Origin of the sequence: Moraxella sp. CTOTU49097 (genome assembly GCF_032064105.1) — a bacterium.
In the GTDB taxonomy this organism is placed as follows: domain Bacteria; phylum Pseudomonadota; class Gammaproteobacteria; order Pseudomonadales; family Moraxellaceae; genus Faucicola; species Faucicola osloensis_B.
In genome coordinates, this window is record NZ_DAMBOA010000007.1 from 1 (window position 1) to 23,583 (window position 23,583).

Genomic DNA, 23,583 nt, shown 5'->3' on the forward strand with positions numbered 1-23,583 from the left:
TTTATGTTTGTGATAGTTGTAAAAGTACATTAAAATGCATTGATATCATAAATAACTAGGATAAACAATGTTCACAGGTATTATTGAAGCTACTGGAAAAATCGTTGCCATTACGCCGACGCAAGGTGATGTACGCTTAAAAGTTCAATCTGACGATTTAGACTTTGCTGATGTCAAATTGGGGGACTCGATCGCAAGTAACGGGATTTGTCTCACTGTTGTAGAACAGGGTAAAGACTGGTACGCTGTTGATGTTTCACGTGAAACACTCAATAAAACAGCGATGCAACAATGGCAAGTAGGCGATGTATTAAACCTTGAAAAAGCCATGTTGCCTACCACACGATTTGGCGGACACATTGTCACCGGTCATGTTGATACCACGGGTACGGTTAAACTTATAAGAAGTGATTCGCGCTCGATTTACATAGAGATTGAGATTCCAAGCGAGTTTACCAAATATGTCGCTACCAAGGGTTCTGTAACGGTCGATGGTATTAGCCTGACCAGTAATTTGGTAGAAGGTAATGTGATTAGTTTAAATATCATCCCGCATACAGCGCAGGTCACCAACATAGCCAGACATTGGAAAGTGGCAACAAAAGTTAACATCGAGGTGGATGTGGTAGCCAGATATTTAGAAAAGCTTCTTGTGTCAACATCAGGGAACATGTCAAATTCTAACCATGAAGGCATTACCTTAAGTTTCCTACAACAAAACGGATTTAGCAAATAGCATGGATAATATACCTGCTACACGTTTAGCTGAACAAAAATCGTCAAATTTGCATTTATTTTTAGGCGGTAAACAGGATGTGCTTACTGTAGTGGCTACAAAGGTTGTCCATTAAGAAATATTTATCCATTAAGGAATATTGGTAGCAAATGATATTGGTGGTTAAAAATAACAAATAGTCAGTTGCTAATTGCAAATCATAAATTTGTCAGCAATTGACGAAAAATTTTGAGTATGGTGAAAGATTGAACTTCTTTTTTCTCGAAAAAAGTGCAACAATAACTCAATCAAATCAATGTGTAATGATACATATTGAAACATGAGGTTAAGGTTATAGGGAGTTTAAATGGACACGCTACTATCAAATAATTTTTTCAACCGTGCTATCATGTTAACACTGTTAGCAACTTTATTAACCGCTTGTGGCGGTGGGGGAAGTAGTAACAGCGATAGTTCAAACCCTACACCTATTCCTACACCTACCCCTAACCCTACACCTATTCCTAACTCTACCACTAATAGCACAGTAGAATTGGCGGCGATGAATTTATTGAATAAAAATCGCAGTGAGTGTGGTTTTGGTAGTCTGACAGCCAATCAAAATCTTAACGTTACAGCAATGAATCATGCCAACTATATGGCATCGGTAACTGAAACAAATAAACAGCCATTTGCAAGTCACGAAGAGCAAGCTGAAACGGGTTTATTAGATACAGGGATTACCAACCCCTATTATTCAGGTATTGATTTAGCCGATAGACTAAAGCCCTCTACCTTGGGTAAAAATGCCGTTAGTACTCATTACGCTTCTCAAGCAGAAGGTGAGAATATTTCGTTATCAAACGTCTCCACTAACAATAGTAGTTATACGGTAAATGACACTGCCACAGTCGAAGCCATGTTATATAATTTATTTGCTGCCCCTTATCACCTGCGCAGTTTAGTTTATCCGCAATCTACTGAGGTAGGATTAAGCTATCAATTAGTCAAATGGACCGTCAATAATGAAATTAATCATACCAGTCTATTAGAGATTGTATCTGCATTACCTTCCAGCCAAAAATATATAGAAAATACCAAGCTATTAAATTTCCCTTGTAATGGGGTCACTACTGGCTATGAGCTCACAGATGAAACCCCGAACCCATTTGGTACAACCCGAGATTTAAAAGGCCAGCCGACTGGACAACCTGTATATGTGTTAGCACCTTTTGATAAAACTATTGCCGAGGCGACAGCCACAATAACGCAAAATGGTACATCGATAGGCGTGATACATACGCTCACAAGCCTCTCTGACCCAAATAAACTATTAAGTAAAAATGAAGTCATCTTCATCCCAGATTTACCGCTTAAACCCAATACTAGCTACCAAGTCAGTTACCAACTGGTTTATAATGATGGACAAAAAACCACCAACCAATTTACTTTTAAAACTCGACCCTAATAATATTTGACTTCAAACAAAAAAAGACCAAGTTAATTTGGTCTTTTTTTATTGTCTCAGACCATGTAATGATTGATGGCTTCGATAAGTTTTTGCTTATTGATAGGTTTGGTCAAAAAACTGTCCATGCCCGCTTCTAAACAGATATTTCTATCATCATCAGAATCGTTGGCGGTTAAGGCAACAATCGGCACACTATCTTTATTGAGACGAATAATGCGTGTCGCTTCAATACCATCTAAGATTGGCATACGACAGTCCATCAACACAAGTCCGATTCGCTGACGATTTTCACTGAGTAACTTAACCGCTTGCTCCCCATCATCGGCTACAAGATACCGGTAACCCAAGGTGTCCAAATGTTTTTTGGCAATTTTTTGGTTAACGGGGTTGTCTTCTGCTATTAGTATCAATTTTTGACCAGAGTGATGGGCATCGGTTGGGCTATCAACACTTGTTTGCTCGTCATCAACCAATTGAATTGGTGTATCCAATAATACATTATAGTTATTAACGGGTGGTGATGCCGATGCTACGCTAACGTTAGAATGAGAGAGATTAGGGTACTGCTGCAAAAATTGCTTAAATGCCAGTTGTACAGGGAGATGGGTGTTGGTTTTTTCTTTTTTGATTTTTAGCTCATATAGATGATTCACCTCCGCAATCAAGTGGCTTAAAGACGCAGGTTTTTGCAAATACCCATCAAATTGTAATTGGCGTTCGGGTGGCAAAGTTTTGGAGGATTCCATGCTTAAAATAATTTTAATCGCATCAGCATAAAAATGAATATTATCTAATAAATGGTTATTGGCTTTGAGTGCTACATCATCAATCACAAAGACCGGCATCAAGCCTTGTAAATCAAGATTATTAATCGTATCGATAACGGCTTCATCCATAGATGTGAAGATATAGTGCGATAATTCCACATAATTTAAAACTTTATTCACTCGCTCAAAGATAGAAAATGGCGAGATCATAATCAGTGTTACCCTTAAATTACCAGTTTTATATTGGTAAGCAGACTGCAGACTAAACTTTGGAATCGGTAAAAATAGTTGGAATTCACTCCCTTGACCAAATTGACTTTCTAAATGAATAAACCCGCCCAATAAATGTGAAAAACTATTTGAAATAGCTAAACCAAGCCCTGTGCCGCCAAACTGCCGACTAATGGAATCATTGGCTTGTCCAAAGTAGGAAAATAATTTTTGCTGGTCTTTTTCTGTAATGCCCAAGCCGGTATCTTTTACGGATATTTTTAACCAAGCTTTGCTGACAGTGGTATTTTGGCTGGTTTTAGCCTTGATTAATGGGTGATGGCTATCGGTTTTATCAACCGTGATAGCCACGTAGCCCTCTCGGGTAAATTTCACCGCATTGGTCAATAAGTTTAAAATAATTTGGCGTAATTTACCTTCATCACAATCAATAAAACGCGGAGTAAGAGGATCCACAAAAATATACAGACTAATTTTTTGACGTCGGGCATTACCAAGCATCAGCTCAGTGGTTTGGCGTAGTAGTTTCAAGAGATCAATAGACGTGACATTGGTTTGTAGCTTACCTGCGTCTAATTTGGCAACATCCAGCATATCATTGAGCAGTTGAATCATGGTCTGGCTAGATTGCTGCAAGGTTGCGATGGTTTCTTGATGCTCGCTATTAAACTGCGCTTTATCTTCAGCAAGTAGATCTATCATGCCGACTAGACCACTCAGTGGGGTACGCAATTCATGTCCCACTACTGCCCACATTTTATTGAAACTGGTTAATTTATCAGCAGTAAATTTATCTTCGACCCACGCTTTTTGCAGCTTATCGTGATAAGCGGTGGTATCTTCTAAGCCACAGCTATAACCTTGTAGTTGACCAAAACGGTTATAATACGGGGTAATGCGTAAATCAAAATACAGATTTCGCTGTAGATTGGTCACGGGTAAAGTCGCATGAGTCTGAATATTTTCGAGCGAACTTAGTAGCTGCTGCGTGGTTTTATTGGCACCGGTGATAAAGTCACTGAGAATATACATCGACCCCTGTTGAAACGGGGTACTAAACACTTGCGAAAATTTATGGTTAAAGTACACAATCCGACCATTTCTGCTCATGATAAATAGCAAAATTGGTGAAGTATCGATCAAAATATTTTGTCGATAAGTTAACTCGCGAACCTTATCATAATATTGCCCCATCTTATAAGCATATCGGTTAAACAGCTGAGCCAAATAGAGCGGTTCAGGGTGGTTACGAAACTCATGAAGCTTGGCAGGCTGATAACCTTCACTAATTTGCAAGTGCAAATTTTGGGCATAATCAAGAAATTTATACCAAACCTCGTAACTCTTTCGCAGCTGAATCATCACATATAAAAATAGGCAAAGCCCTAGTAGCAGCGGCAGCAAATAGATAGGGTTGGCAAAATCACGCCAAAACGGGAAATATTGTACTTTAACGTATAAGCGGTAACCCGCTGCCAGATTTTGCCAAACTTCAAAGCCACGAGCATCATAAAATATTTTATTGCTTTGTTTGGCAGATAGCGTCCAATTCGGTAAGGCGTCAGAGAAATCGTTATGGTCGTTTTTGACAACGGTAGTATCACCCGTCGGCTCAAAGACAATCAACTGATAATTTTCAATCATTTCATGTTGGTCTAAATTAACCTGACTCCAATCGTGCTCACCGTGGGTGATTTTATGATTGAGTTTATCAACCAGTTCAACGAGGTAGCTTTTACCAAGCTGCTGTTGCTGCTGCAACGCATAAAGCCAAAGCAGTCCATAACCTGCCACTATTAGTATCAGCTCGATAGCCACTAAGGTTATGATGAGTCGCCGAGCTGCTGGGCGATTGTAGAGAGAAAACTGGTTTGACACAGCGTGATATACCCAATAAAGAAAACGGTCAATGAAGGTAAAAGAAAAAAACCCATCATCACAATGCTAGATTTAAGTATTGTGCCAATTCATATTATAATAGCAGAAATTTATTGTATTTAAGACGAAATTTATCATGTCTCAAACCCCGCTTAGGGTCGTATTTGCTGGTACGCCCGAATTTTCTAAAGTCGCCTTACAAGCACTCATCAGTCACCAAAAAGCCCTTAATATTGACATTGTGGCAGTCTATACACAGCCTGACCGCAAATCTGGTCGTGGGCAAAAAATTAGCGCATCGCCCGTGAAGGCACTTGCCTTGGAAAATAACATTGCTGTGGAACAACCTGAAAGCTTTAGCTTAAAATCAGCTAATGGCAATGTTTCACGTGAAACACTTAAACACTATCGACCCGATATCATGGTGGTAGCGGCTTATGGATTGATTTTACCGCTTGGCGTGCTACATATCCCAAAATTTGGCTGTATCAATATTCATGGCTCATTATTGCCACGCTGGCGCGGTGCAGCGCCCATTCAGCGTGCGATTTTAGCAGGTGACGACACTACAGGTATTACCATTATGCAAATGGCGCAGGGACTCGATACGGGCGATATGCTGTATAAAATAGAATGCCCAATCACTGTCACAGATACCACCCAACTATTGCATGATAAGTTAGCCAAATTAGGCGGTGAAGCCATTGTCACGGTGTTGTCAGATTTAGAAAACTATCAACAAAACGCGCAAAAACAAGACGACGCTTCGGCTAATTATGCCGAGAAAATCACCACGGCAGACGGTGAGATTAACTGGCAAAATGATGCCATCAGTATTCAGCGTCAAATCCGTGCGTTAAATGCCTTTACCTATCTGGATGAACATAAAGACCCCAACAGCCGTATCAAAATAATAGAAGCAGCGCCCATTAAACTCGACCAACAAACCCATGAACCTGCAGGTAAAATCGTCAGTGTGGGTCGTAACGCGATTTTGGTGGCCTGTGGCAAAAACGCGACCAACCACCAACATCAGGGCGTACAACATCTGATTAATATCACCCAAATGCAGTGGCCAGGTGGTAAGCCGTTAACCGCTGAGCAAATTGCCAATGGAGATAAACTCAACGATGGTGATATTTTTCACTCATAACCAATTAGGCACATCATGACCCAATTACATTCTCAGCTTAACACTCGCGCCAAAGTTGTCGCCACCCTTGAGCGTATCCAACAAGGCGAGTCATTAGCTAGCTTGCTTGACCCACTACTTAACCAAGTGAGCGAAAAAGACAAAGGCTTTGCCCATGAATTATTGCTTGGCACACTGCGTCAATGGTGGGCACTCGCTCGTATTGGTGAAAGCTTGATTGAACATGAAGTCACTGACAAAGGCGTATGGGCAGCACTCAATATCGGACTTTACCAACTACTGTATATGGACACGCCAGATTACGCGGCGATTGGTGAAACGGTCGAAGCAGTCAAACAACTGGATAAAGGTTACGGTGCTGGACTTATCAATGCCATACTGCGAAAGGTGCAAAAAAACCCTGCCAAATTTGCCAAAAAAATTGAGAAAAACCACAGTCTACCTAATTGGCTTGCCAAACAGCTCAAACAGGATTGGGGTGAATACTATGCCGAGCTTGGACAAGCGCTTCGCCAACCTGCGCCCATATTCTTACGCGTCAATCGCAAATTTTGTAGTGTAGAGGATTATGCCGATATATTAACCCAACAAGGCATCGGTTTTGCCCTAGTGTTCATTGGCATTGAGAAAGTGCAAACCATTCAACTCACTGATTCTATAAGAATCACCGATTTGCCTAAATTTGCCGAAGGATGGGTCAGTGTGCAAGACAAACACGCCCAGTTATCAGCACATATTTTGGCAAGCCTCGCCTTAGACAAATCTTTGACGGTACTAGATGCTTGCACTGCGCCTGGGGGTAAACTGGCGCATTTATTGGAGCTTGATCAGTCAAAAACGTTTCACGTGAAACATCAAAATATCGCGCATGTAATCGCTTTGGACAATGATGAAAAACGTTTACAACGGGTAAGCCAAAACCTTGAGCGTTTGCAGTTAAACCAAGAGAATGTACAATTGGTATGTGATGATGCCACAACGTTTCAAGCAGATACCCAATTTGATATGATAGTGCTTGATGCACCTTGTACCGCAACGGGTGTGATTCGCCGCCATCCTGATATCGCATTGCTACGTACTGAAGAAGATGTGGGGCAAACTGCCGCGTTACAAGCCAATATTTTAGCCAACTGTTGGCATAATTTAGCTACTAACGGCTATCTACTCTATATCACTTGCTCGATGTTAAAAGCAGAGAATGAAGACCAATTACAAGCGTTTTTAGCCACACACAAAGCGGCGCAAATCGTGGATTTTAGCCTTAATTTATCTAACCAAATCAAACGGGACATCGGCTATCAATGCTTGCCGCTTCATCAAAACGATGGCGATGGCTTTTATTATGCCTTACTGCAAAAACGTGGCTAAAAAATTGGCATTCATCGCAATGCTAGGTTTATGCTAAACTGCATCAAATTGATTAAATGGATGGAAAGATGAACTATATCAGCACCCGTGGCAAAACGGCCCCTATGCAATTTAGTGATGTGTTATTGATGGGGCTTGCCCCAGACGGCGGCTTAATGCTACCTGAAGAATACCCACAGATTGATGAAGCAACCCTTACCCAATGGCGCACTTTAAGCTACCCTGAGCTTGCCTTTGAAATCATGCAATTATTCGCCACCGATATCCCAAAAGACGATTTAAAAACACTGATTGATAAAACTTACACCGTGCAGGCATTTGGCAATCCCGATATCACCCCTGTTCGTACACTCAAAGATGGCATTAAAATCATCGAGTTATCAAACGGTCCCACACTGGCATTCAAAGATATTGCCATGCAGTTTTTGGGCAATGCTTTTGAATATGTGTTAAAGAAAAAAAATGAGCGTCTGACCATCATCGGCGCCACATCAGGTGATACAGGCTCAGCTGCTGAATATGCGCTGCGCGGCAAAGACAATATCGAAGTGTTCATGATGTCACCCCATGGCAAAATGAGTGAGTTCCAGCGCGCACAAATGTATAGCCTCGATGACAAAAATATCCATAACATCGCCATCAAAGGTATGTTTGATGACTGCCAAGATATCGTAAAAGCCCTGCAGCAAGATGCTGAGTTTAAAGCCAAATACAGCCTTGGAACTGTCAACTCTATTAACTGGGGTCGTATCCTCGCGCAAATCGTCTACTATTTTAAAGGTTACTTTGCCAGCACCACTGACAATAGCCAAAAGGTGAGTTTCTGCGTGCCATCGGGTAACTTTGGTAATATCTGCGCGGGACATATTGCCCGTGAAATGGGATTACCCATCGAGCGTTTAATCGTTGCCACCAACGAAAACGACGTTCTGCACGACTTTTTTACTACTGGTAAATACAGCCCGCGTACCGCTGACAAGACCTATGTGACATCAAGCCCATCGATGGATATTTCAAAAGCGTCGAATTTTGAGCGTTTTGTGTACCTGCTCGCTGAGAAAAATGGCGAAAAAATTAATACACTTTGGCAGGATGTCAACGCAGGCAGAGGCTTTGACATGTCGGATTTGATGGCAAACATCAATGGAAAATATGGCTTTGCATCGGGTAAATCAACGCATGCCGACCGTATCGCCACGATCAAACAAGTGTATGCCGAAGACAATCAGCTAATTGACCCGCACACCGCTGATGGGATAAAAGTGGCACGTGAAGTACGCAAAGAGGGTGAGGTGATTGTATGCGCTGAAACCGCCTTGCCAGCCAAATTTGCCGAGACCATCACCGAAGCTGTCGGTCAACTTGACATTCCCCGTCCTAAGCATACCGATAATATCGAAAGCTTGGCGCAGTATGTGACTGTACTTGATAACGATGCAAATTTGGTGCGTGCGCAAATTGAACAGTTTGTGGTAGCCAAATGATAGCTATCTAATAAATTGGGTCTAATAAAAGCCTTTTAATTTGCTGGTTAAAAGGCTTTTTTGCATTATTGTTCTTTTTTGCCTTACTGTTTATGGACAAATTTGCGCAGTATCGCTTTGACTTCATCCGTCTGCAGACGGTTACTAAAGTGAGTATTTTCTTGTTGAATACGCGCTAGGATTTCTGTGGCATTACGCATCAAGTCTTTGGTTTGTCGTACCGATGGCACCGATTTTTTGGCAAGTATTTCTGCTTTTTGGCGCGCCGTGCTTAATACCTCATCGCTAGTAGCAAAAGCTTGATTGGCTAAGCCTAATTCAACTGCCTGTATGCCTGTAATTTTTTCACCCATCACAAACACCTCAAAGGCACGCTGATAACCAATTTTTTGCGTCAGTAAAAGGGTCGAACCTGCTTCTGGCACCAACGATAAATCCACAAATGGGGCCAATAATTTAGCGTTTTCTACGATATACACCAAATCACAATGAAGTAGCAGCGTCAAGCCAATGCCAACGCCTGAGCCTGTCACCGCTGCCACAATGGGTTTGGGGTAATCGCCCAAAAACTGCACGAAATCTAACGCATTAAGCTCGGCATCGTCGTTTTCAGCTTTGTTTAAAAAATCGACAAGATCATTACCTGCGGTAAAAAAATCACCGGTTGACGTAAATAAAATCACTTGAATATTATCGTCACTTTTTGCCTGTTCCATCGCAGTTTGTACGGCTTGGTACATGGCATTGGTTAGGGCATTTTTTTTATCGGCACGATTAAATTGGATTTCTAAAACGCCATTTTGCGTGTGAAACTTGACAAATTGTTCCATGAAAGTGTTTACCTTAGTATCTCATCAGTGTCTAGTAGGTATCTAGTGCTAAAAACCAAGTCAACAATATAGCATTATTCTAAGCTTAGATTCCAAACTTAGTAAGACAATGAGCGCAAAAAAATCAAACTAAAAAAAATTTAAAGCCAAAATGCCAAGCGTTAGATACTATGTATTCAGAAAATTTTAGGCAATAAAAAAGGCATTTAAATTAAATGCCTTTTATAAACTGATTTTTTAAATTAATTGCATAGTTAACTCATACAGTATTAACCAATACGGCGTTTACCAGTGGCTAGTTCATAAACGAATAGCACAATAATGGCCCCAATGACTGAAAAGATTAAACCGGTAAAGCCACCATTGGCATTCATGCCTAGCATACCTGCTAAGAAGCCGCCTACTAACGCACCAATAATACCCAGTACAATAGTAAGAATCCAGCCCATTGCGTCCGCACCTGGCTTGATAGCACGTGCGATAACACCAACGATAAGACCCATGATAATCATATAAATAAAGCTCATTTTAACACTCCTAATTTTTTAACTTGTCTAATTTTTAACTTATTTTGTTGACTAATCGATTGGCAGGCGTTACAGCGCTAAATTATTATATTTATAGTTTTGACTAATAACTGCTAACTGCCTCTCTGATGACTGTTATTTTATAGACAAGCTACCAGCAGTTAAAATGTTGGTTTGTTAATTATGTAAGTTCTCTTTGAAGTATTAAGAGGATTTTTTATTTAATGTAATGCTATGTCAGTAGACACGATTAAATGTAAGTTCCGTTATCTAGATTCGATTTCTTGATAAAGCGCAGCGTATTGTTGGGTAAGTTTATGTTTAGCGTCCAAATAAATCAGCGGTAAACTTTGATGATGGGATTGTTTCATGATAATCGAAGGGCTAAGTTTGGTGTCATACACAGGATAGCCTTCATTGACTAACGTTTGCACCACTTCTTTGGGTAAATTGGCGCGTGGGTCAAACTGATTGACGATAATGCCTTCAATTAACAAGTCACTATTATGGTCTTGGCGCGTCTCTAAGATGTTTTGCACTAAGGTTTGCAGCGCGCGTTTGGAGAAAATATCACAATCAAACGGAACGATGACACGATCAGCTGCGATCAATGCCGACAAAGTAAAAAAGTTAAACGCCGGTGGCGTATCAATGTACACCCGATCAAACTGCTGTGTTAAAAGCTTTAAGCCGTCTTTTAATTTATAAATTTTATGTTTGCTTTCAAGGGGCTGCAAAATATCGGCAAGCATGGGGCTGGCTGGAATCACTGATAAATTATCAAATCGGGTGGTGTGAATACAGTGCTCCAACCCTTGATTGCGACTACCCGTCATACCGCCAAACGGAAATGCAAACATCATCGGCATGGGGCTAGACGTCGCTTGCAGGGTTTGCGAAAAGAAATTTTCAATATTGGGTTCTGTGATATGCGCGGGATGAATGTCTGTGGCAGCATCGCCGATGATATATTGGGTAGCGTTGCACTGTGGGTCAAGGTCGATGAGTAGGGTACGCAAACCTTGATGGGCGCTCATCGCGGCAAGATTGACAGCAATGCTGGATTTACCAACACCGCCTTTTTGATTAAAAATGACTCGGGTAAGCATTGTGTAACCTAATATTTTTACAAGTAATCATGAGTATGCTAAAAAATCACGATTTTTGCTAGCAAATTTACAAGGTTAGAACAGTTAGGCTTGCTGCAGTGCCTTCACCAGTCGACCATGAATACCTTCAAAGCCGCCATTTGACATCACAATCACCGCATCGTCATCGCCAATGTGCGCTGCAATATGCTTAATAATCGCATCGGTCGATGTCATCACTTGTTGGTTGGCAGCATTGCCTATCGCATCGGCAACTGACCAATCTAAATTGGCAGGTTGATACCAAATGACTTGGTCGGCGATACTCGCTGACGGCGCAAGCAAACCTTGGTGGGTACCAAGTTTCATGGTATTTGAACGTGGTTCAATCACTGCCCAGATTTTACGGTTTGGGTTATCCGCAAAACGTTTTTTGGCACCATCGAGCGTGGTTTCAATGGCGGTTGGGTGGTGGGCAAAGTCGTCATAAACTTCTATCTGTTTGCCGTTGTTATCGATTGTACCGACCAGCTCCATACGGCGTTTGATGCCCGCAAAATTGGATAAGGCTTCACAGGCGTGTGCAACCGATACGCCAACATTGTAGGCTGCCGCAATTGCCACTAAACCATTATTGACGCTATGTAGCCCGCTCATCTGCCAATTGACTTGTCCTTTGTGCCCCTCAAACATGACTTCGTATTGGCTTCCGTCTTGTTTCACTAGCTTTGCTTGCCAATCCGCGTGTGAATTAGTGGCAGCAATCGCTGTCCGCCAAATCGGTGACCAACAGCCTTTTTTAAGGGTTTCTTCCAAGCTTTCGGTATCTGCTGGCATGATGATTTTGCCATTTGACGGTATCATGCGTACCATGTGATGGAACTGGGTTTGGATGGCGGCAAGGTTTGGGAAGATATCGGCGTGGTCGTATTCAAGGTTGTTTAAAATTGCGGTGGTTGGGCGATAGTGGACAAACTTAGAGCGTTTATCAAAAAAAGCACTGTCATACTCATCCGCTTCGATGACAAAGTAACCTTCATGATCCGCAGTTTTATCACTACCCAAATAACTACTGTGGGCAAACGCTTTTTTTAGGCGTTCATCTGGGGTATCAACAAGTGGCACGCCACCAATCAAAAAGCCGGCATCAATGCCTGCATAGTGTAAAATCCACGCCAGCATGGTGGTAGTGGTGGTTTTGCCATGCGTGCCTGCGACGGCTAATACATGACGGTATTGCAATACCTGCTCTGCCAAAAACTGCGGGCCTGAGGTATAAGGAATACGCTCATTGAGCATATATTCAACCGCTTCGATACCGCGCTTCATGGCATTGCCGACAATCACCAAATCAGGTGCAGGTTGTAAATGACTAGCGGCATACCCTTGTATAATCTCAACACCCGCATTTTCAAGCTGGGTGGACATTGGTGGATAGACATTGGCGTCTGAGCCTGTCACGGTATGTCCAAGGTCACGCGCAAGCAGCGCCAACGAACCCATGAAGGTACCACAAATACCAAGAATATGAATGTGCATAAGTTTGCCTTAGGTCAAATACGCATTAGCGGCTAACCAAAGCCGCTAAACCCTGCTAAAAATTAACAATTTTAAAGGACAAATCATGCTTTGTCAGCTATTAAATCCCGTTGTAGGTTAACTTGCTCGCAAACACCCATGTCTAGTTTTCGGCAACGCATCCTGCCAAAGAGGTACAGAAAATAGTTTTACAAATTACTATGACAGTGCTAAGTTACTATAAATTCACCAAAATAGTGTTTTTGCACTATTTTTATGAAGTTAAAGAATTGAGGAGTGGTATGAAAAGCAGTGAGTTATTAAACAGTTTAAAGCAGTGTCATAGCAATGAGCCAGAGTTTATTCAAGCGGTCGAAGAATTCTGGGAAGATATCGCAGCGGTTTATGACCAATCCACTGTTTATCAACACCTTAATCTATTTGACCGCTTAACCAACCCTGACCGTGTTATTCAATTTCGTATCAACTGGGAAGATGACCAAGGCAATGTTCAAGTCAACCGCGGTTGGCGTGTGCAATTTAACAATGCATTAGGCCCTTACAAAGGCGGTATCCGTTTTCATCCCAGTGTGAATCTTTCGGTACTAAAATTTTTAGGGTTTGAACAAATCTTTAAAAACGCATTGACCGGTCTGCCCATGGGTGGGGGTAAAGGCGGTTCAGACTTTGACCCAAAAGGTAAATCAGACGCCGAAATCCGTCGATTTTGCTATGCCTTTATGCGCGAATTAGCGCCTTATATTGGTGCAGATATAGACGTACCTGCGGGTGATATCGGTGTCGGTGGCCGCGAAATCAATTATATGTTCGCTATGTATAAGACGCTTAATCGTGAATTTACAGGGGTATTAACCGGTAAGACGGTGGGACAAGGTGGTAGCTTGATTCGTACCGAGGCAACGGGGTTTGGTCTTGTGTATTTTTTACAAAACATGCTAGAAGCCCATCATGACAGCTTGATGGCTAAAACTGTCCTAGTCTCAGGTGCGGGCAATGTATCGTTACATGCGGCACAAAAATGTATTGAGCTTGGCGCACAGGTACTGACATTATCAGACTCAAAAGGTACTTTATATCTCAAGCATGGCTTTACCTTAGAGCAAATTGAAGCGCTCAAAACTTATAAAGCGCAAGACAAACGTTTAAAAGACTTCATCGGCACCAGTGATGACGCAGAATGGATCGACGGTAGCCGCCCATGGCATATCAAAGCCGATATTGCCTTACCTTGCGCCACCCAAAACGAAATCAACGGGCACGATGCACAAAATCTGGTCAATCATGGCGTTAAATATGTGGCAGAAGGTGCCAACATGCCCAGTGACGCCGATGCCATCGCCATTTTCCAAAGTAAGGGCGTCATCTATGCGCCGGGGAAAGCCTCAAATGCCGGTGGGGTTGCGGTATCAGGTCTTGAGATGTCACAAAACTCGGTACGTCAATACGCCACCTTTGCGGTGCTTGATGAGCAATTAAAAACCATCATGAAAAATATCCATGACGATTGTTTTAACCATGGTAAACAAGCGGATGGGAGCATTGATTATAAAAAAGGCGCCAATCTAGCAGGTTTTAACAAGATTGCTAAAGCCATGGTGAATTACGGCATTTTATAATGTTAGAAGTAATCTTAAAAAACCCCTCATTAACTTTAATAAATAAAAGCTCCGTCATTGTGATGGCGTTTTTTATTGAAGCCATAGCAATTAGTCAGCACAAGCCTGAAAAAATTTAAAGCTGGTGCTAGGCAGCCAATTCACATTGAGTTTTTTGTTTTGTAATTGCACAAAGCCCACATGTCCACCATGCTCGCTGTACAGTAAGCGCACACAAGGTGACACATCGGCTTGGGTGGCAAGAATGCCCAAAAATGGGTCGTCTTTGGCAGTGATAATCAGCGTGGGTTTAGTGATGTTTTTGAGTACAGGTAGGGCAGAGGCTTGGATGTAATAATTCGCCCCTGTGCCAAAACCATGACGCGGCGCGGTATATAACTCATCAAACTCGTCAATCATCTTGATATTTTTTAAGGCGTTAACTAATGCTGGCTCGTCGACCTTTTTTAAGGCTTTTTGTAATAAAGGATTGAGCAAATAAGGCGTATACACCCGTTTGGCGACAAAACGATGCATGGCTTTTGCCGAAGTCGTCAAATCGACGGGCGCTGAAATCACCACCGCTGCTTCACAGGCAGCTGCATCGCCTTGTTCACCCATATAACGCGCCAGCATATTGGCGCCGAGCGACACGCCACTGGCTACAATTCGGCTATAACCGTACTGAGTTTTTAGCAGGTCAAACATATGCACTGCTTCGGCAGTATCACCCGCGTTATAGTCCAATTCTGAGGTATTATCCACCCCGCCGCAGCCGCGAAAATGGACGATAACCGCATCATACCCCAATCGGTGCGCTTGGTGGGCAAAGGCAATGGCGTAATGGCTATCACTGCTGCCTTCAAGCCCATGAAACATCACCGCCAATGGCTTATCGAGGTTTGGCTGATTGTCGGTATTGGCAAATACAAAGTCATAAGCCACTTGGGTGGTGCCGGTACGGTCAGGGTGAAGGTGACGCTGATAGTTAGGTTTTGGCAGTTTAATAAACTTGGGTAAAATGGTTTGAACGTGGGGATTGGCTAAGAAAAACGGGGTGCGAAATGGTGTTAGGGGTAGTTGGTGAATATTCATAATATGCCTAGTGATTGTTATGATTTTTGACTATTTTACGGCTTTTTGACAGTTTTTTCATGGCGACTTGTGAGGTAAGTTTGGGGTGTTATGTAGGGTTTTTGAGAAAAATTTTGCTAGGCTATCACTTTTACGCTGCTTCTTTGGTTATTGGCTTTTGGTTATTCGCTGGCTTTCACAGTTCCATAAAAGCCGATTTTTTCGCTGAGTGTTTGAACCGACTTTTGCGCAAGCTCCACGGTCAAAACGACATTTTTACCATAATCAACCTTTAAAATCATGGCATTAAAACCGTCTAATGTATGCCTGACAAAGGACTCATTGGCAAAATCGGTTTCAATCAGTATCAGGCTTAACGGCACAAACGCGTGCAAATTCATGTTATCAATCACGGCTTGCGCGGTGCTACTATAGGCACGTGTCAGACCGCCTGCACCAAGTTTGATACCACCAAAGTAACGCACCACAATCACCACGCAGTTACCAATGCCCTTGTGTTGTAACACGTTTAAAATCGGCTTGCCTGCCGTACCACTGGGCTCACCATCGTCATCAAAACCTGCTGAGGTAGTGTTGTGTGGGTCGCCAATAATATAGCCATAGCACACATGGCGCGCATCGGGATATTGGTTGCGTAATTGTTCCACGTGAAACATTAATTGCTCGCGGCTATCAATGGCAAATCCAAAGCCCAAAAATTGGCTTTTTTTAATCTCAAGTGTGGCAGTACATGGGTCGCTAAGCGTGTAATAGGTCATGGTTAATCTATGTTACAATAAACAAAACAAGCACTAGGATAACAAAAAAATGCGTTTAGACAAATTTTTAAGCAAAGCCACCGAGCTATCGCGTAAAGACTGCAAAAAAATCTTGCACGCAGGCGAAGTCACTGTCAATGGCGAGGTGGTCAAAGATTCAAGCTTACACATCGATGAAGTGGGTGACGATATCGAATGGGCGGGTGAGCCGTTATCAGTCGCGACGGGCAATCGCTACTTACTGCTATATAAGCCAGAAGGCTTTGAATGCACCCTAAAGCCAAAAGAATGGCCGATTGTTACAGACTTGATTGATGTACCCCAGCTAGGTAGTTTGCGGATTGCAGGGCGACTCGATGTCGACACCACCGGTGCGCTGCTACTTAGTGATGATGGTGGCTTTTTGCACCGTGTCACCAGCCCCAAACATCATGTGGCAAAAGTGTATGAGTTGACCCTTGCCGACCCAATGACTGAATCACAACAGGCATTTGCTATCAAAGAATTGGCAAAAGGCATCATGCTTGAGGATGAGTATGATAAAACCAAACCCGCTGAGTTAAGTTTTTCTGATGCTACCCATGCCAAGCTGGTACTCACGGAAGGCAAATACCACCAAGTCAAACGCATGATGGGCTACTTTGGCAATAAAGTCATTGAGCTACACCGTGCCAGCATCGGTAACATTACCTTAGCAGGATTAGAAAAAGGCGAAAGCCGATTTTTGACCGCTGAAGAAATTGACCAGTTTTAAGCATTTAGCGGCAATGTCACACCCACGATTTTCCAATGAATAAGCCCTTGGCGCTGTAAGCGGAGCGTTAAGGGATAGCCACGTACCTGTCCGGTGACTTCAAAACAGTTAACACCACAATAGTGTGTGGTCGGTTGGGTCTGTGACGTTGCTGTGGTGGCTTTGGGATTAGGCGATTGTAGTTGTTGTTTGATTTTTTGATTAAGCTCAGCTGAATTGCGCGCCAAAATCAAGTCTTTAATATCAATCTTATCCATCGCTACTGCCACCAAGCCCCCCAGTAGTTTGACATTTGTTTTGAGCAGCTCGGTGGTCGCTTGTCCTGTCAGCGCATACTGTACGCCCTCTGGCGTGACGGTATTATCCACGGCTTGATTGACCATTTTATTCACTAGGTCATCAGGGTTTAGCGTAATATTGAGCATCTGCAAAATAGGGGATTTTGCCACATGATTGGCTTTTTCCACCAATACAGGGCTTAGCTGCGATTTGATACTTTGCTGTAGTTGCGTAAATTCAATTGCTGCACTGATAGTGTCTGCTTGTTGTGCATCATAGGCTTTTTTCAGTTGGTACACTGCCCAATAAGGGGATGCAAATACCCAAGCGACGACAATCAGTGCGAGGATGATTAGCAAAGAGAATATTTTTTTCATAAATGACTATCAGGGTTAAAGTTTGCTAATTAGTTTAAAACAATGGGCTAAGCTGTTGCGTATTTTTCTTGCAAAAAAGGGAAAATATTTTTGCGCTGATTGCCGATTATTTGCTTGATTATTTAACAAAAATCGCCACTATATTGCATATTTTTAAATTTTAGTCTTTCAAAGGTTTGGCAGCTGTTAAACGTTGCTACCGGTCGAATCCACTCTTCCGTACTGTCAAAACTATGCTGCCAAAGGAGTTACTATGTCAAAACGCGATTTTTATGAAGTATTAGGGGTAGATAAAACCGCTAATGAACAAGAAATCAAAAAAGCCTACCGCAAACTTGCGATGAAATACCATCCAGACCGTAACCCTGATGACCCTGCCGCCGAAGAAAAATTCAAAGAAGCCTCGATGGCGTACGAAGTGCTAAGTGATGACAGCAAACGCTCAGCGTATGACCGTATGGGGCATGCCGCGTTTGAAAATGGCATGGGCGGTGGCGGTTTTGGCGGTGGAAACTTCCAAGACATTTTTGGCGATATTTTTGGCGGCATGGGCGGCGGTCGTGGTGGCAGTGCGGGCGGCTTCCAAGACATTTTTGGCGACATCTTTGGGGGTCGCACAGGGGGTGGACGTAGCAGACGCGGTTCAGATTTACGCTATATGCTTGATTTGACGCTTGAAGAAGCGGTGCAAGGGACAAAAAAAGAAATTACCTTTACCGCACCTGCCCCTTGTGAAACTTGTGATGGTAAGGGCGCCAAAGACAGCAGCGATATCGTGACCTGCGCAACTTGTGGTGGTGCGGGTGTGGTACGTATGCAGCAAGGCTTTTTTGCTGTGCAACAAACCTGCCCCAACTGTGGCGGCTCAGGTAAACAAATCAAAAATCCTTGCAATGACTGTCATGGCTCGGGTGTTAAAGAAAAATCACGCACCCTTGAAGTCACCATTCCTGCCGGCATCGACAATGGCGATCGGGTACGTTTAACGGGCGAAGGTGAAGCGATTACAGGCGGTGAAAGCGGTGACTTGTATGTTGAAATCCGTGTGGAACAGCACCCTATTTTTACCCGTGAAGGCGCTGACTTATACATGGATGTGCCAATCAGCTTTGCAGATGCAGCCTTAGGTCGTGAGGTGGAAGTACCAACGCTTGAAGGACGTATCAATTTACGCATTCCTGAAGGTACCCAAAGCCACAAAGTATTCCGTATCAAAGGCAAAGGCGTTACTCCCGTGCGCACGACGATGAGAGGTGACTTGTTATGCCGTGTGGTGGTAGAGACACCGACCAACCTTAACAACGAACAAAAAGAGCTACTTCGTCAACTACAATCATCCATGGGTGATCATCAACAATCACCACAGAAAAAATCCTTCTTTGATAAACTCAAAGAAGATGTCAAAGACTTGTTTGACTAGGTTTTATTGGTCTGATAGATGTTTCACGTGAAACATTAAACCCTTGTAATGATTGCAAGGGTTTTTTTTGGCATAAGCCAGTATTGAGTTAAGCTAGGATTCAGCGAGACAAGCTGTTATGATTTGAACTTAAAAAGTTATGCAAGAAAATCAGGCTAGAAAATCAGATTAGCAAGTTATACTAGGTAATTGGGCGAGATAAAGGATAAACAAATGGTAAAAATCGGGGTCATAGGCGCAGGTGGGCGCATGGGACGTATGCTGATTCAAGCAGTGGCACAAAACCCACAAACTACCCTTGCAGGGGCGATAGAGCGTCAAGGTTCAAGCTTGGTGGGCGTCGATGCGGGCGAGCTAGTTAATCTCGACAAAACTAATGTCGCTTTGGTCGATGACTTGGCAGGGGTCATTCATGATATTGATGTGCTCATAGATTTTAGCTTGCCTGAGTCGACTGCCAAAAACTTACAACTTTGTGCTGCCAAAGGCGTCAATATGGTCATTGGGACAACAGGCCTAAATGATGAGCAAAACGCCATATTAAAACAGGCAAGTGAAAAAATCGCCATCGTGTATGCGGGCAACTACTCAACTGGGGTGAATTTAACCCTTAAACTGCTTGAAATGGCTGCCAAAGCATTTGGTGACAGCGCCGATGTCGAAGTCATTGAAGCCCACCATAAACACAAAATTGATGCGCCATCGGGTACCGCTTATATGATGGCTGAAGCGGTTGCCAAAGGACGCGGTCAAAACCTAAAAGACGTGGCGATTTATGGCCGCGAAGGTCAAACTGGCGCGCGCAAAGCAGGCGAGATTGCTATCCATGCCATTCGCGGTGGCGAGATTGTCGGTGACCATACGGTGATGTTTATCGCCGATGGCGAGATAGTTGAAATCACTCATAGAGCCCGTGAGCGCATGACTTTTGCCGCAGGGGCGGTGCGTGCTGCGGTGTGGGTCAATGAGCAGCAAACAGGACAGTTTGATATGCAAGATGTGCTTGGGCTTAAAGATTAGCACCAACTGCTTGTACAACAAAAAAGCCGAAACATTGCCAAAGTGTTTCGGCTTTTTTATTAGCCAATGCTTATTTGGTTTTGGGTTGTAGCACTTGTTTTTTAAAGCCCGCTTTTTTCATTAGGGTTTCTAAACCATTACGCACTGCTAGCGTTAAATTTTTTGATTTGGTGAGTTGGGCTGCAAATTTTTTCTTAGAGTCAGGGGTTGGTTTTGGATTGGCGATGACGATTTGAGCGGCAGCGATATCGCTACTTAGCGTTTCGATATATTTGTCACGCAAGTTTGATACGCTAGGCTCGGTCAATTTGATTGCCGCAAATTTTTGTTTTTGGTAGCTCTTATAGGCAATCACCTCATTTAAAAACTGGGTCTGAATCGCGGCTTTTTGGGCATCGGTTTTGGCTTCGGCAACTTTAGGTTGGTATTTTTTTTCGATTTCAGCTTGTTTGACTTGGGTCTCAGCTTCCATCGCTTGACCCGCTTTGATTAAGGTCAATAGATTTTGCTGTAGCACGGTGGGTGCTGTTTGGTTGGTAGTTTGGGTAGTAGCACGAGTAGGCGTGGGATTGGTGGGCGCTGCATGCGCAACCTCTGTGGCAAGCACGGCAAGGGTCAAAGCTGTCAGAATTTTAGGGTGCATAAAAACCTCTTGATTTCTTTGTAGTACGCTTGTTTTTTTAATTCAATTAAACAGGGCTTTAAATTTGCGGGTTAAAACCCCGTTGCAAATTAGTAGTTCTGATATGTTGGTGCGTTTTTTCGTCTTAACGTTAATTAATTGGACACTAAAAGGGCACTACCATAACAGGTAACTGATTGAAAAATCAATAAAAAGTATAATAAAAATTGGTGTAAAAAAGCCGCTAAGCTGCAACAAGCATTTGGCAAGTTGACTACGCTAGCGGCTGTACATCATAGCGGCGTTAGATTAGCTGGGGCTTAAACTTCTTTATACAACTGCTTACCTTCCTCAATAAATTTTTGCTTCATCTGCTCCATGCCCAGGCGTACTTCATCGGCAGACGCTTCACCGACTTGCCTGACCAATTCGGTATCCACCTGCTTGATAGCGTGGCTGGCATCCGATAACTCACCTGTATCAGGGGTGATATCTTGCCCAAGCTGTGGCTTATTAAAATCAAGCCCTGCTGCATAATCTCGCACATTTTGGGTGATTTTCATCGAGCAGAATTTTGGACCACACATCGAGCAAAAATGCGCCGATTTATGCGCTTCTTTTGGCAAGGTTTCATCATGGAATTCACGAGCCGTGTCTGGGTCTAGGCTCAGATTAAACTGGTCGTCCCAGCGAAACTCAAAACGCGCTTTTGACAAGGCGTTATCCCGCGCTTGGGCACCTGGGTGTCCTTTTGCCAAATCTGCCGCATGTGCTGCGATTTTGTAAGTGATGATACCGTCTTTGACATCCTTTTTATTCGGCAGACCTAAATGCTCTTTTGGCGTGACATAGCACAGCATGGCCGTGCCGTACCAACCAATCATCGCCGCACCAATGGCGGAGGTGATATGGTCGTAGCCTGGGGCGATATCGGTCGTCAAAGGCCCAAGGGTGTAAAAAGGCGCTTCTTTACAGACTTCAAGCTGTAAGTCCATGTTTTCTTTGATACGGTTCATGGCAACGTGCCCTGGACCTTCAATCATAACTTGTACATCATGTTGCCATGCCACTTGGGTCAGCTCGCCCAAGGTTTTGAGCTCACCAAACTGCGCATCATCGTTGGCGTCTTGTAGGCAACCGGGACGCAAACCGTCACCCAGACTAAACGCCACATCGTAGGCTTTCATAATCTCGCAAATTTCTTCAAAGTGGGTATAAAGAAAATTCTCTTTATGATGGGCAAGACACCACTGTGCCATAATCGAGCCGCCGCGGCTGACGATGCCTGTCAAACGATTGGCGGTCACCGGTACGTAGCGCAGCAGTACACCCGCGTGAATGGTGAAATAATCGACACCTTGCTCGGCTTGTTCAATCAAGGTGTCTTTAAAGATGTCCCATGTCAAATCTTCGGCAACGCCATCCACTTTTTCTAGGGCTTGATAAATCGGTACGGTACCGATGGGCACGGGCGAGTTACGGATAATCCATTCACGGGTTTCATGGATATGCTTACCGGTTGACAAGTCCATGATGGTGTCCGCGCCCCAACGGGTAGCCCAGGTCATCTTGGCAACTTCTTCATCAATGCTAGAGCCCAGGGCTGAATTACCGATATTGGCGTTGATTTTAACCAAAAAATTGCGCCCAATAATCATCGGTTCTGATTCGGGATGGTTGATGTTATTGGGAATAATCGCCCGTCCCGCAGCGACTTCGGCACGCACAAATTCTGGGGTGATGAGTTTGGGGGTATTGGCACCAAAGTTGTTACCAGCGTGCTGACGCATATCAGTCAGGCCATGTTGTTTTTGGGTTTCACGGATGGCGATGTATTCCATCTCTGGGGTGATGATGCCTTGTTTGGCGTAGTGCATTTGGGTGACGTTTTTGCCATTGAGCGCTCGTCTTGGCTTGTCGATATGCCCAAAGCGCAGGTTGGCAGTGGCGATATCATTGGCACGCTCATTGCCGTATTGGCTTGAGAGTTTGGCAAGTTGCTCGGTGTCGCCGCGCGCTTCTATCCAAGCTTGACGCAGTTTTGGTAAGCCTTTGGTTAAGTCAATTTTGACATTGGGGTCGGTATACACCCCTGAGGTGTCATACACATAAAACGGTGGGTTTTTTTCGCCTTCTGCCTTGCCAAAACCACCCACCGGGGTATCGGTCAAGGTGATTTCTCGCATCGGCACTTGGATGTCAGGGCGTGAGCCTTGGATGTAGACTTTGCGAGATGCCGGCAAGGCGCGCGTCAAATCACGTGCTTCTTCTTCAAAGCGGTCGTCGGTAGGGTCACGGTGGGCAGGGGTTTTGTGGGTAACGTTGGTAAGTTGGTTCATAGCGAGTCCATGTTATGTTATGAAGTGATGGTTTGCTGGACTCGGGCGAAGATAGGTGAGTAGGACTGTTTCTAGTAAAAAACTAATTCTAGAAAAAACTGTTTCTAGTAAAAGGCTGATTCTAGTAAAAGGCTGATTCTAGAAAAATACTGGTCTAACTAACCTATAGACGACTTCCCTACGACGGTATTAACCGTTTCAGGTTCGACGGGTATGTCTCAGCCGCTGGTATGTCATCCAACTGCACCCCGAGTCAATATCTCCATATTAACA

General features: G+C 43.5%; 19 protein-coding genes and 1 riboswitch. Of the genes, 9 read left to right on the top strand and 10 right to left on the bottom strand.

What is annotated here, in order from left to right:
- Window positions 1-67 precede the first annotated feature (67 nt).
- The gene (locus tag RT064_RS05880) at window positions 68-736 is read left to right on the top strand and encodes a riboflavin synthase (protein ID WP_313062369.1); all 669 of its coding nucleotides are present in this window, start codon (window positions 68-70) and stop codon (window positions 734-736) included.
- Between the two features lie 346 nt (window positions 737-1,082).
- Window positions 1,083-2,183, top strand: a complete 1,101-nt coding sequence (locus RT064_RS05885) for a CAP domain-containing protein (RefSeq protein ID WP_313062372.1) — start codon at window positions 1,083-1,085, stop codon at window positions 2,181-2,183.
- A 56-nt stretch (window positions 2,184-2,239) separates the two neighbouring features.
- On the opposite strand, the gene RT064_RS05890 is transcribed toward RT064_RS05885, so the two are convergent.
- A complete protein-coding gene (locus RT064_RS05890) occupies window positions 2,240-5,062 on the bottom strand; it encodes a response regulator (protein ID WP_313062374.1) in 2,823 nt (940 codons plus the stop codon).
- A 136-nt stretch (window positions 5,063-5,198) separates the two neighbouring features.
- Here RT064_RS05890 and fmt point away from each other — a divergent pair, with 136 nt between their 5' ends.
- The 3 genes from fmt (at window position 5,199) to thrC (ending at window position 9,067) form a co-directional block, all read left to right on the top strand.
- Window positions 5,199-6,215, top strand: a complete 1,017-nt coding sequence (gene fmt, locus RT064_RS05895) for a methionyl-tRNA formyltransferase (RefSeq protein WP_313062376.1) — start codon at window positions 5,199-5,201, stop codon at window positions 6,213-6,215.
- Between the two features lie 15 nt (window positions 6,216-6,230).
- The gene (gene rsmB, locus RT064_RS05900) at window positions 6,231-7,583 is read left to right on the top strand and encodes a 16S rRNA (cytosine(967)-C(5))-methyltransferase RsmB (RefSeq protein ID WP_313062378.1); all 1,353 of its coding nucleotides are present in this window, start codon (window positions 6,231-6,233) and stop codon (window positions 7,581-7,583) included.
- A 68-nt stretch (window positions 7,584-7,651) separates the two neighbouring features.
- Window positions 7,652-9,067, top strand: a complete 1,416-nt coding sequence (thrC, locus tag RT064_RS05905) for a threonine synthase (RefSeq protein ID WP_313062380.1) — start codon at window positions 7,652-7,654, stop codon at window positions 9,065-9,067.
- Between the two features lie 83 nt (window positions 9,068-9,150).
- Here thrC and RT064_RS05910 read toward each other — a convergent pair whose 3' ends face one another.
- The 4 genes from RT064_RS05910 to mpl form a co-directional block, all read right to left on the bottom strand.
- A complete protein-coding gene (locus RT064_RS05910; RefSeq protein ID WP_313062382.1) occupies window positions 9,151-9,897 on the bottom strand; it encodes an enoyl-CoA hydratase-related protein in 747 nt (248 codons plus the stop codon).
- 269 nt (window positions 9,898-10,166) lie between these two features.
- Complete coding sequence (locus RT064_RS05915; protein ID WP_036601338.1) at window positions 10,167-10,424, bottom strand: GlsB/YeaQ/YmgE family stress response membrane protein; 258 nt, start codon at window positions 10,422-10,424, stop codon at window positions 10,167-10,169.
- Window positions 10,425-10,690: 266 nt separating this feature from the next.
- Window positions 10,691-11,533 carry a ParA family protein gene (locus RT064_RS05920; RefSeq protein WP_313062384.1) on the bottom strand — a complete coding sequence of 281 codons (843 nt, stop codon included), beginning with the start codon at window positions 11,531-11,533 and terminating at the stop codon, window positions 10,691-10,693.
- Between the two features lie 84 nt (window positions 11,534-11,617).
- On the bottom strand, window positions 11,618-13,051 hold the full coding sequence (gene mpl / locus RT064_RS05925) for a UDP-N-acetylmuramate:L-alanyl-gamma-D-glutamyl-meso-diaminopimelate ligase (protein WP_313062386.1): 1,434 nt from the start codon (window positions 13,049-13,051) through the stop codon (window positions 11,618-11,620).
- A gap of 281 nt (window positions 13,052-13,332) precedes the next feature.
- On the opposite strand from mpl, the gene gdhA reads away from it, so the two are divergent.
- Window positions 13,333-14,667, top strand: a complete 1,335-nt coding sequence (gene gdhA / locus RT064_RS05930) for an NADP-specific glutamate dehydrogenase (protein WP_313062388.1) — start codon at window positions 13,333-13,335, stop codon at window positions 14,665-14,667.
- A gap of 90 nt (window positions 14,668-14,757) precedes the next feature.
- Here the strand turns inward: gdhA and RT064_RS05935 are convergent, their stop codons facing one another.
- Both RT064_RS05935 and RT064_RS05940 read right to left on the bottom strand, forming a co-directional pair.
- Window positions 14,758-15,741, bottom strand: coding sequence for a YheT family hydrolase (locus RT064_RS05935; RefSeq protein ID WP_313062390.1), 984 nt, complete (start codon window positions 15,739-15,741; stop codon window positions 14,758-14,760).
- Window positions 15,742-15,902: 161 nt separating this feature from the next.
- Entirely contained in the window at window positions 15,903-16,499 is a 597-nt protein-coding gene (locus tag RT064_RS05940) for a YigZ family protein (RefSeq protein ID WP_313062392.1), read from the bottom strand.
- Window positions 16,500-16,548: 49 nt separating this feature from the next.
- On the opposite strand from RT064_RS05940, the gene RT064_RS05945 reads away from it, so the two are divergent.
- A complete protein-coding gene (locus tag RT064_RS05945; RefSeq protein WP_313062394.1) occupies window positions 16,549-17,253 on the top strand; it encodes a pseudouridine synthase in 705 nt (234 codons plus the stop codon).
- Here RT064_RS05945 and RT064_RS05950 read toward each other — a convergent pair.
- Entirely contained in the window at window positions 17,250-17,891 is a 642-nt protein-coding gene (locus tag RT064_RS05950) for a DUF2939 domain-containing protein (RefSeq protein ID WP_313062396.1), read from the bottom strand. The two genes, RT064_RS05945 and RT064_RS05950, sit on opposite strands and share 4 nt — an antisense overlap.
- 271 nt (window positions 17,892-18,162) lie before the next feature.
- On the opposite strand from RT064_RS05950, the gene dnaJ reads away from it, so the two are divergent.
- Window positions 18,163-19,329 carry a molecular chaperone DnaJ gene (dnaJ, locus tag RT064_RS05955; RefSeq protein WP_313062397.1) on the top strand — a complete coding sequence of 389 codons (1,167 nt, stop codon included), beginning with the start codon at window positions 18,163-18,165 and terminating at the stop codon, window positions 19,327-19,329.
- A 213-nt stretch (window positions 19,330-19,542) separates the two neighbouring features.
- Complete coding sequence (dapB, locus tag RT064_RS05960) at window positions 19,543-20,349, top strand: 4-hydroxy-tetrahydrodipicolinate reductase (protein WP_313062400.1); 807 nt, start codon at window positions 19,543-19,545, stop codon at window positions 20,347-20,349.
- A 70-nt stretch (window positions 20,350-20,419) separates the two neighbouring features.
- Here dapB and RT064_RS05965 read toward each other — a convergent pair whose 3' ends face one another.
- Together RT064_RS05965 and thiC are read right to left on the bottom strand one after the other, a co-directional pair.
- Window positions 20,420-20,992, bottom strand: a complete 573-nt coding sequence (locus RT064_RS05965; protein ID WP_313062401.1) for a hypothetical protein — start codon at window positions 20,990-20,992, stop codon at window positions 20,420-20,422.
- A gap of 299 nt (window positions 20,993-21,291) precedes the next feature.
- Entirely contained in the window at window positions 21,292-23,310 is a 2,019-nt protein-coding gene (gene thiC / locus RT064_RS05970) for a phosphomethylpyrimidine synthase ThiC (RefSeq protein ID WP_313062403.1), read from the bottom strand.
- Window positions 23,311-23,468: 158 nt separating this feature from the next.
- A riboswitch (TPP riboswitch) is annotated at window positions 23,469-23,571 on the bottom strand.
- Window positions 23,572-23,583 lie beyond the last annotated feature (12 nt).